Here is an 8,903-nt window from a genome sequence, read left to right on the forward strand (position 1 = left end):
GCCGGCCGGCCCCCCCCGTCCCCCACCACCCCCCCCTCCCCCCGACCCCCCTTCGCTGGCGGGTGCTCGGGCGGGCGGGTGGGCGCAGCAAAACCGCACCCCGCACCCGGCCGCGCCTCCGCTCTTCGCAGGCCCCGCACCACCCGCCCCCATCCCGGCCGCGCCTCCGCCCTTCGCTGGCGGGCCACGGGTGGGTGGGTGGGCGCAGCGGCCCCGTACCATTGAGCGGTACGTCTGGTACCCGCCGAGGACTGGAACGGAAGAGTGCTGCACGACTTCGGAGACCCCTCCGACCCCGGTAACCGCCCGGCCCGGCTCGCTGTCGGCGTGGTCGGGGCCGGCCGGGTCGGTCCTGCCCTGGGTGCGGCCCTGCAGCTGGCCGGGCACCGCGTGGTGGCCGCGTCCGGCGTCTCGGCCGCTTCGCGGCGTCGCGCCGAGTCCCTGCTGCCGGGTGTCCGCCTGGTGACGCCCCCGCAGGTGATGGCCGCGGCCGATCTCGTCCTGCTGACCGTCCCGGACGACGCGCTGCCCGATCTGGTGAGCGGTCTGGCCGCGACCGACGCCGTCCGCCCGGGTCAGATACTCGTCCACACCTCGGGCGCCCACGGCGTGGCCGTGCTGGAGCCGGCCACCCGCAAGGGCGCGCTGCCGTTGGCGCTGCACCCGGCGATGACGTTCACCGGCACCTCGGTGGACGTGGCCCGGCTGGCCGGCTGCCCGTTCGGTGTGACGGCGCCCGAGGAGCTGCGTCCGGTCGCCGAGGCGCTGGTGGTGGAGATGGGCGGCGAGCCGTCCTGGGTGCCGGAGGACGTCCGGCCGCTGTACCACACGGCGCTCGCGCACGGCGCGAACCACCTGGTCACGCTGGTCGCGCAGGCGATGGAGCTGCTGCGCACGGCGGGTGTCGAGGAGCCCGGCCAGATGCTCGGCCCGCTGCTCGGCGCGGCCCTGGACAACGCCCTGCGCTCCGGCGACCTGGCCCTGACCGGCCCGGTCGCCCGGGGTGACGTGGGGACGGTGCGCAAGCACCTCGACCGACTCGCTACGGTGACCCCGGACATCGGCCAGGCGTACCGGGCGATGGCGAGGGCGACCGCGCAACGGGCGGTCGCCAACGGATCGTTGAAGCCCGAACCGGCGGCAGCGCTGCTGGACGTACTGAACGAGGAGAAGCACTGATGGCACGCGACAGGCGCCCGGCGAAGGCCCCGAAGGCCGCGAAGGTCCGCAAGGCGGTGCTGACCCGCACCGTGGACGAGTTCGAGGCGGCGTTCTGGCCGGACGAGCAGCCGGTGGACAACGCCGTGGTGATGACCATGGGCGCCCTGCACCAGGGCCACGCGGCGCTGGTGCGCGAGGCCCGCCGCCAGGTCGGCAAGGACGGCCGGGTCGCCGTCACGGTCTTCGTGAACCCGCTCCAGTTCGGCGCCGGCGAGGACCTGGACCGCTACCCGCGCACCCTGGACGCGGACGTCGCGCTCGCCGAGGAGATGGGCGCGGACGTGGTGTTCGCCCCGACCGTCGAGGAGGTCTACCCGAACGGCGAGCCGCTGGTGCGCCTCTCGGCGGGCCCGATGGGCGACGGCTTCGAGGGCGCGTCCCGCCCCGGCCACTTCGACGGCGTGCTGACCGTCGTCGCGAAGCTGCTGCACATCACCGACCCGGACTTCGCGGTCTTCGGCGAGAAGGACGCCCAGCAGCTGGCGATCATCCGCCGGATGGTCGCCGACCTGGACTTCGACGTGGAGATCGTCGGCGTCCCGACCGTCCGGGAGGAGGACGGCCTGGCGCTGTCCTCGCGCAACCGCTTCCTCTCCGACGACGAGCGCGCCCGGGCCCTCGTCCTGTCCCGTGCCCTGTTCGCCGGCCGCGACGCCGGCGCCCAGGGTGCCAAGGCCGTCCGTGAGGCGGCCGCCGCCGTGCTGGAGGGCGCGGACGGCATCTCCCTCGACTACCTCGCCCTGATCGACCCGATGTCCTTCACGGAGGCGCCGGACGACTTCCGGGGCGAGGCGGTGCTCGCGCTCGCGGCCAAGGTCGGCTCGACCCGGCTGATCGACAACGTGAGCATCATCGTCCGATAAGCACATACGGCTGTAGCCCACGGCATGCACTCAGAGAGGCGTGACCACATGCTCCGCACCATGCTCAAGTCCAAGATCCACCGCGCCACCGTCACCCACGCGAACCTGCACTACGTCGGGTCCGTCACGGTCGACGAGGACCTGCTCGACGCCGCGGACCTGCTCCCCGGCGAGCTGGTCCACATCGTCGACATCAACAACGGCGCCCGGTTGGAGACCTACACCATCGCGGGCCCGCGCGGCTCCGGCATGATCGGCATCAACGGCGCCGCCGCTCGCCTCGTGCAGCCCGGCGACCTGGTGATCCTGATCGCCTACGGGCAGATGGAGACCGCCGAGGCCAAGGCGTACCTGCCGAAGGTGGTGTTCGTGGACGAGCACAACCGGATCAGCGGCCTCGGCGGCGACCCCGCCGAAGCCCCCGAGGGCAGCGGTCTGCTGCGCGGCGACGCCGCGTACGGTGGGGCCGACGGCGCGGCCGTCGCCGCGCACTGAAGGAGCAGCTGAAACCATGTCGCACCGCCTGACCGCCCCCGCCCCCGGCTGGACCACGAGCACCGACGTGGTCGTGGTCGGCTCCGGCGTGGCCGGACTCACCGTCGCGCTCAACGTCCGCAAGGCCGGCCTGCGGGCCATGGTGGTCACCAAGGCGATGCTCGACGACGGCTCCACCCGCTGGGCCCAGGGCGGCATCGCCGCCGCCCTGGGCGAGGGCGACACCCCCGAGCAGCACCTCCAGGACACCCTGGTCGCCGGTGCCGGGCTGTGCGACGAGGACGCCGTCCGGACGCTGGTCACCGAGGGCCCGGACGCGGTGCGCCGGCTCATCGAGGTGGGCGCCGAGTTCGACCTCGACGAGGACGGCGAGATCGTCCTCACCCGCGAGGGCGGCCACCACCGCCGCCGGATCGCGCACGCCGGCGGCGACGCCACCGGCGCCGAGATCGAGCGCGCCCTGGTCGCCGCCGTCGAGGCCGACCCGGGCCTCGAACTCATCGAGCACGCCCTCGTCCTGGACCTGCTCACCGACGCCGACGGCCACGCCTCCGGCGTCACCCTGCACGTGATGGGCGAGGGCCAGCGGGACGGCGTCGGCGCGATCCTGGCCCGGGCCGTGGTGCTGGCGTCCGGCGGCATGGGCCAGGTCTTCTCGGTCACCACCAACCCGGCGGTCTCCACCGCCGACGGCGTCGCGCTCGCCCTGCGGGCCGGCGCCGAGGTCACCGACCTGGAGTTCGTCCAGTTCCACCCCACCGTGCTGTTCCTCGGCGCGGACGCGCAGGGCCAGCAGCCGCTGGTCTCCGAGGCCGTCCGCGGCGAGGGCGCGCACCTGGTGGACGCCGACGGCGTGCGCTTCATGCTCGGCCAGCACGAACTCGCCGAACTCGCCCCGCGCGACATCGTCGCCAAGGCCATCACCCGCCGGATGCTCGCCCACGGCACCGAGCACATGTACCTGGACGGGCGGCACTTCGGGGCCCGGATGTGGGAGCACCGCTTCCCCACCATCCTGGCCGCCTGCCGCGCCCACGGCATCGACCCGGTCACCGAGCCGATACCGGTCGCGCCCGCCGCGCACTACGCCTCCGGCGGCATCCGCACCGACCTGCACGGCCGCACCACCGTCCCGGGCCTGTACGCCTGCGGCGAGGTCGCGTGCACCGGCGTGCACGGCGCGAACCGGCTGGCCTCCAACTCGCTGCTGGAGGGCCTGGTGTTCGCCGAGCGGATCGCCGCCGACCTCGCCGAGCTCGCCGAGGCCGGGAAGCTGCCCGCCCGCACCGTCCACACCGACGCCGCGCACGCCGCGACGCCGGTGCCGCTGCTGGCTGCGGAGAGCCGCGGCGCGATCCAGCACCTGATGTCCACCGGCGCGAGCGTGATCCGCTCGGCGGAGTCGCTGGCCGCCACCGCGAAGGGCCTGGCGGCCCTGCCCGACCCGGCGCACCCCGGCTCCCCCTCGGTGGAGACCTGGGAAGCCACCAACCTGCACACCGTCGCCACCGCCCTCACCGCGTCCGCGACGCTCCGCGAGGAGACCCGCGGCTGCCACTGGCGCGAGGACTTCCCCGACCGCGACGACACCAACTGGCACCGCCACATCGTCCACCCCCTGGGCGGCTAATACCGTTGGCCCGAGGGCCAGTTGCACCGTCCCGCCCTCGCGAAGTCCCCGCAGGGCACCACCACCCCGACTTGGAGCCTCACGCATGTCCCACGACGAACTCCCCCTGCTGTCCGCCGAGTCCGACGGCTGCGGCGACGGCTGTGCCTGCGGCGACGGCGAGGTGTACGAGACCGGCCTCGACCCCGCGCTGGCCGAGCTGCTGGAGGCGGCCGGGCTGGACCCGGTCGAGGTCGAGGACGTGGCGATGATGGCCCTGTCCGAGGACCTGGCCGGCGGCGAGGACGTCACCTCGGTGGCGACCGTCCCCGCCGAGGCCGTCGCGACGGCCGACTTCACGGCCCGCCAGGCGGGCGTCGTCGCGGGCCTGCGGGTCGCGGAGGCGGTCGTCTCGCTGGTCTGCGAGGAGGAGTTCGAGGTCGAGCGGCACGTCGAGGACGGCGCCGCGGTCGAGGCCGGCCAGGTGCTGCTCTCGGTGCGCAGCCGGACCCGCGACCTGCTGACCGCCGAGCGTTCGGCGCTGAACCTGCTGTGCCACCTGTCGGGCATCGCCACCGCCACCCGCGCCTGGGCGGACGCCCTGGAGGGCACCGGCGCGGTGGTCCGCGACACCCGCAAGACCACCCCGGGCCTGCGCGCGCTGGAGAAGTTCGCGGTCCGTGCGGGCGGCGGCGCCAACCACCGGATGGCGCTCTCGGACGCGGCGCTGGTGAAGGACAACCACGTGGTCGCGGCCGGCGGCGTCGCCGAGGCCTTCAACGCCGTCCGGGAGGCGTTCCCGGAGCTGCCGATCGAGGTCGAGGTGGACACCATCGACCAGATCACCCCGGTCCTGGAGGCCGGCGCGGACCTGATCCTGCTGGACAACTTCAGCACCGAGCAGCTGCGCGAGGCGGTCGCCCTGGTCGCCGGCCGGGCCAAGCTGGAGGCTTCCGGCGGCCTGACCCTGGCCACGGCGCGCGAGGTCGCGGAGACTGGTGTCGACTTCCTGGCCGTCGGCGCCCTGACGCACTCCTCGCCGATCCTGGACATCGGCCTGGACCTCCGCAGTTCCTGACCCTTCCAAGCAGAAAGCGCCCCATGCTCCTCACCATCGACGTCGGCAACACCCAGACCACGCTCGGCCTGTTCGACGGCGAGGAGATCGTCGAGCACTGGCGGATCTCCACCGACCCGCGCCGCACCGCCGACGAAATGGCCGTGCTGCTCCAGGGTTTGATGGGCGCCCACCCGATCGTCTCGGCGGACGACCGGGTGGCCGGCCTGGCGATCTGTTCCTCGGTGCCGGCGGTGCTGCACGAGCTGCGCGAGGTGACCCGCCGGTACTACGGGGACGTGCCGGCGGTGATCGTGGAGCCGGGCGTGAAGACCGGCGTACACGTGCTGATGGACAACCCGAAGGAGGTCGGCGCGGACCGGATCGTCAACGCGCTGGCGGCGAACCACCTGTACGGGGGGCCGTGCATCGTGGTCGACTTCGGCACCGCCACCACCTTCGACGCGATCAACGCGCGCGGCGACTACGTGGGCGGCGCGATCGCCCCGGGCATCGAGATCTCGGTCGACGCCCTGGGCGGCCGCACCGCGATGCTCCGCAAGATCGAACTGGCCCGCCCGCGCAACGTGATCGGCAAGAACACCGTCGAGGGCATGCAGTCGGGCATCCTGTACGGCTTCGCCGGGCAGGTGGACGGCCTGGTCAACCGGATGGCCAAGGAGCTCGCCAAGGACCCGAACGACGTCCAGGTGATCGCCACCGGCGGCCTGGCCCCGCTGGTCCTCGGCGAGGCCGACTCGATCGACGTGCACGAGCCCTGGCTGACCCTGATCGGCCTGCGCCTGATCTTCGAGCGCAACCGCCCCGCCACCGCCTGACGGCCGCTGACGCCCGGTCGGCCACCACCCGGCGGCGACCGGGCGTCAGATGCACCATCTCATAGGCCAATCGGGACAAACACGTCCTCAATCGCCATAAGTCGGACGTACGCCACGTACTGTCGAGCCATGCCAACGCCACACGGATCGCGCGGCGGCATGGCCTTCAGCGCCGACGAAGTCCGGGTGCTGCGCCGTGTCCTCGCCCAAGCCCTCTACCCGGCCGCGCCCGACCGGCTCCCGGTGCCCACCGCGGCCGGCGAGCTGTGGGCCGAGGACGTCCAGGACGCGCTTCGGCTCACCGAGGCGATCGACGAGGCGGTCCAGGAGGGCGGGCGCCTGCGCTCCTTCCTGCTGGCCGACCTGAGCCGCTACCGCGCCGCACTGCCCGGCAGCGTGGGCGGCTACCTGGATCGGCTGGAGGAGGCCGTCACCGACGGCTACCTCCCCACCGCCGAGGACCTGTCCGCCCTGCGCGCCCTGTCCCGCCAGCCCTGCGGGCAGCACGAGCGGGCCCGCCGCTCCCGCCTCGCCGGCCGGTGCCACGCACTCGCCGAGGCGGAGGTCCGCGAGCGACTCTCCCTCGGCTCCGGGCAGCGACATCTGGCCGCCGTGCCGAGCCCCGTGCCCGAACCCCACCCCGCCATCCCAGTTGGAGGACGGTTCCCGATGAGCGACCAGCACCCGCAGCCCCCCGCCGACCGGCCCCGCCCGCACCGGATGCCCACCCCCGCCGAACTCTTCGGCCGCCGCACCCGCCCGGCTCCGCACCCGGAACCCCCCGCCGACACCGATCGTCCCGAACTCGCCACCGGCACGGACGGCTGACGCACCCTCAACTCCCCTGAGCCCCCTCCCCGGAGGGGGCTTCGGCATGTCCGGGCGGGGAGATGTGTCGACACGGTGGCGCTCCCACGGAGAACCGGCAGTCAAGATTCGATTACGGGTGCGGGCGATAGCGGCGGCCACGTCCCGAACTGTCCGGAATAACTCCGCACCGCTGTCCGAAAACCTCCCTAGGGTCTCGCTCGATCGCATCCGAAAGATCGAAGGATCATCGTGGGGAACCCGCGCACCTCCCGGCCGGCCGCCGTCGCCGCAGCACTGGCCGCCGTCCTCCTGGCACTCGCCTCCGCGCCCGCGCACGCCGCAGACGACCTCCGGCTGGACGTCGTGTCCGCCGTCTCCCTCCCGTCCGCGCCCGACAGCGGCGACGCCACCGCCGTCCAGCTGGCCGTCGCCGCGACCGACCGGGTCTCCGGCGGCACCCCGCGCTCCGTCACCATGACGTACGACACGACCGGGCTGGCCGGCGTCGCCACCTTCGTCCCCGACGCCGGCCCGGGCTCCGCCTGCACGGCCGAGGGGCAGGTCCACACCTGCACCTACAAGGCGTCCGGCTCCGCGCAGGACCCGGGCTTCCAGAACCGGTTCCACCCCACGCTGACCGCCGTGAAGGGCGCGGCGCAGGGCGCGGCCGGGCACCTGAGGATCGGCCTGTCCTGGACCGGCGAGGCGGCGTCCACCACCGACGTCACCGTGTACGCGGGCGGCCCGAAGCTGGAGTTCGACCCCGGGACGGGCCGCGACCCGGTCAAGGCCGGCAAGCCGGGCTCGACCGTCGAGCAGTCCCTCAAGGTCACCAACAACGGGACGGTGGCAAGCGGCCAGCTGGTGGTCGCCGCCACCCTCTCGCCCGGCCTGAGCTTCGCGCAGAAGTACGCGAACTGCTCGTACGGCACGTACCGGGCCGCCGGCGAGGCGCTGTCCGGCACCGCCGCGGCGCTGTGCACCGTCAACACCTCGGTCGAGCCCGGCCGGACGGTCACCCTCGACCCGATCGAGGCGGTCGTCGGGACGGACGCCTTCCACACCGGCATCGAGTACCAGGTCCTGCCCGGCGCGAACGTCGGCCTGGAGTACCTGCTGCGCGGCTACGCCTTCACCCCCGCCTCCGGCAGCGGCCCGCGGCTCACCGCCGGCCTGCCGGAGGACCCCGCCGCGAAGCCCGGCCCGCCGAACCTCGTCCCGGGCACGGGAGACCACGCGATCGTCCGGTACCTCGCCGACAACCACGCGGACTTCTCCGCGCACGGCGCCTGGACCCCGACCGACGGCGGCAGGAAGGGCGTCCTGACCGTCACGGCCCGCAACGGCGGCCCCGCCTCGATCTGGTACCGCAGCGGCAACCCGACCGGCGTCGCCCTGGTGACGCTGACGCCCGGCGCCACCGTCTCCGGCGCTCTGCCCGAGGCCTGCCGCACCCACTCCGAGCGCGCGAACGTGGTCGTCTGCAATCTGGACAGCTGGGTCCCGAACGGCGCCGAGGAGAGCTTCGACCTGCGCCTCGCGGTCGCCGACCCGGCCGCCCGTCCGACGGTCGTCATCGCGCTGACCACCGAGCAGGGCGGTCATCAGAACACCATCGAGACGCTGCCGTACGACGCCGAGAACGCCGACAACGTGGTCGCGCTGATGCTGGGCTCCGCCACCTCGACCGCCACCCCGAGCACCCCGCCGGGCGGCGGCGGCGGGCAGACCGGCACCCCGGGCGGCTCCGGCTCGACCAGCGGCAACCCGACCGCCGGCACGCCACCGACCACCGGCCCCGCCCCCACCGGCAGCACGCCTGCCGGCGGCCTGGCGTCCACCGGCAGCGAGGGCACCGGCACCATGCTCGGCCTGGGCACGGCCGCGATCGTGCTGGGCGGCACCGTGATCGCCGTGGTGACCCGCCGCCGCCGCGGCTCGCACAGCTGAAGCGCCCCGGGCCGCCGGGTCGGCGGCCCGGGGCTCCCGGGCGGCGGCCCGATCGGAAT

At 74.1% G+C, this 8,903-nt stretch carries 8 protein-coding genes; all 8 read left to right on the forward strand.

The window, feature by feature from the left end:
• Positions 1-264: 264 nt before the first annotated feature.
• The 8 genes from ACWEMJ_RS32745 (at position 265) to ACWEMJ_RS32780 (ending at position 8,844) form a co-directional block, all read left to right on the forward strand.
• Positions 265-1,179: a Rossmann-like and DUF2520 domain-containing protein gene (locus ACWEMJ_RS32745; protein ID WP_452140780.1), complete on the forward strand. Its 915-nt coding sequence runs from the start codon at positions 265-267 to the stop codon at positions 1,177-1,179.
• On the forward strand, positions 1,179-2,084 hold the full coding sequence (gene panC, locus ACWEMJ_RS32750) for a pantoate--beta-alanine ligase (protein ID WP_452140781.1): 906 nt from the start codon (positions 1,179-1,181) through the stop codon (positions 2,082-2,084). Before ACWEMJ_RS32745 ends, panC begins: the two co-directional genes overlap by 1 nt.
• Before the next feature lie 48 nt (positions 2,085-2,132).
• Positions 2,133-2,579, forward strand: a complete 447-nt coding sequence (gene panD, locus ACWEMJ_RS32755) for an aspartate 1-decarboxylase (RefSeq protein WP_452140782.1) — start codon at positions 2,133-2,135, stop codon at positions 2,577-2,579.
• A gap of 16 nt (positions 2,580-2,595) precedes the next feature.
• The gene (locus ACWEMJ_RS32760) at positions 2,596-4,209 is read left to right on the forward strand and encodes an L-aspartate oxidase (protein ID WP_452140783.1); all 1,614 of its coding nucleotides are present in this window, start codon (positions 2,596-2,598) and stop codon (positions 4,207-4,209) included.
• Positions 4,210-4,294: 85 nt separating this feature from the next.
• Positions 4,295-5,266 (forward strand): carboxylating nicotinate-nucleotide diphosphorylase, encoded by a 972-nt coding sequence (gene nadC, locus ACWEMJ_RS32765; protein ID WP_452140784.1) that lies wholly within the window; start codon positions 4,295-4,297, stop codon positions 5,264-5,266.
• A gap of 23 nt (positions 5,267-5,289) precedes the next feature.
• A complete protein-coding gene (locus ACWEMJ_RS32770; RefSeq protein ID WP_035863765.1) occupies positions 5,290-6,084 on the forward strand; it encodes a type III pantothenate kinase in 795 nt (264 codons plus the stop codon).
• Between the two features lie 129 nt (positions 6,085-6,213).
• Positions 6,214-6,912, forward strand: a complete 699-nt coding sequence (locus ACWEMJ_RS32775) for a hypothetical protein (RefSeq protein WP_452140785.1) — start codon at positions 6,214-6,216, stop codon at positions 6,910-6,912.
• Positions 6,913-7,143: 231 nt separating this feature from the next.
• Positions 7,144-8,844 carry a hypothetical protein gene (locus ACWEMJ_RS32780; RefSeq protein ID WP_452140786.1) on the forward strand — a complete coding sequence of 567 codons (1,701 nt, stop codon included), beginning with the start codon at positions 7,144-7,146 and terminating at the stop codon, positions 8,842-8,844.
• Positions 8,845-8,903: the final 59 nt, after the last annotated feature.

Source organism: Kitasatospora sp. NPDC004531 (assembly GCF_053602195.1).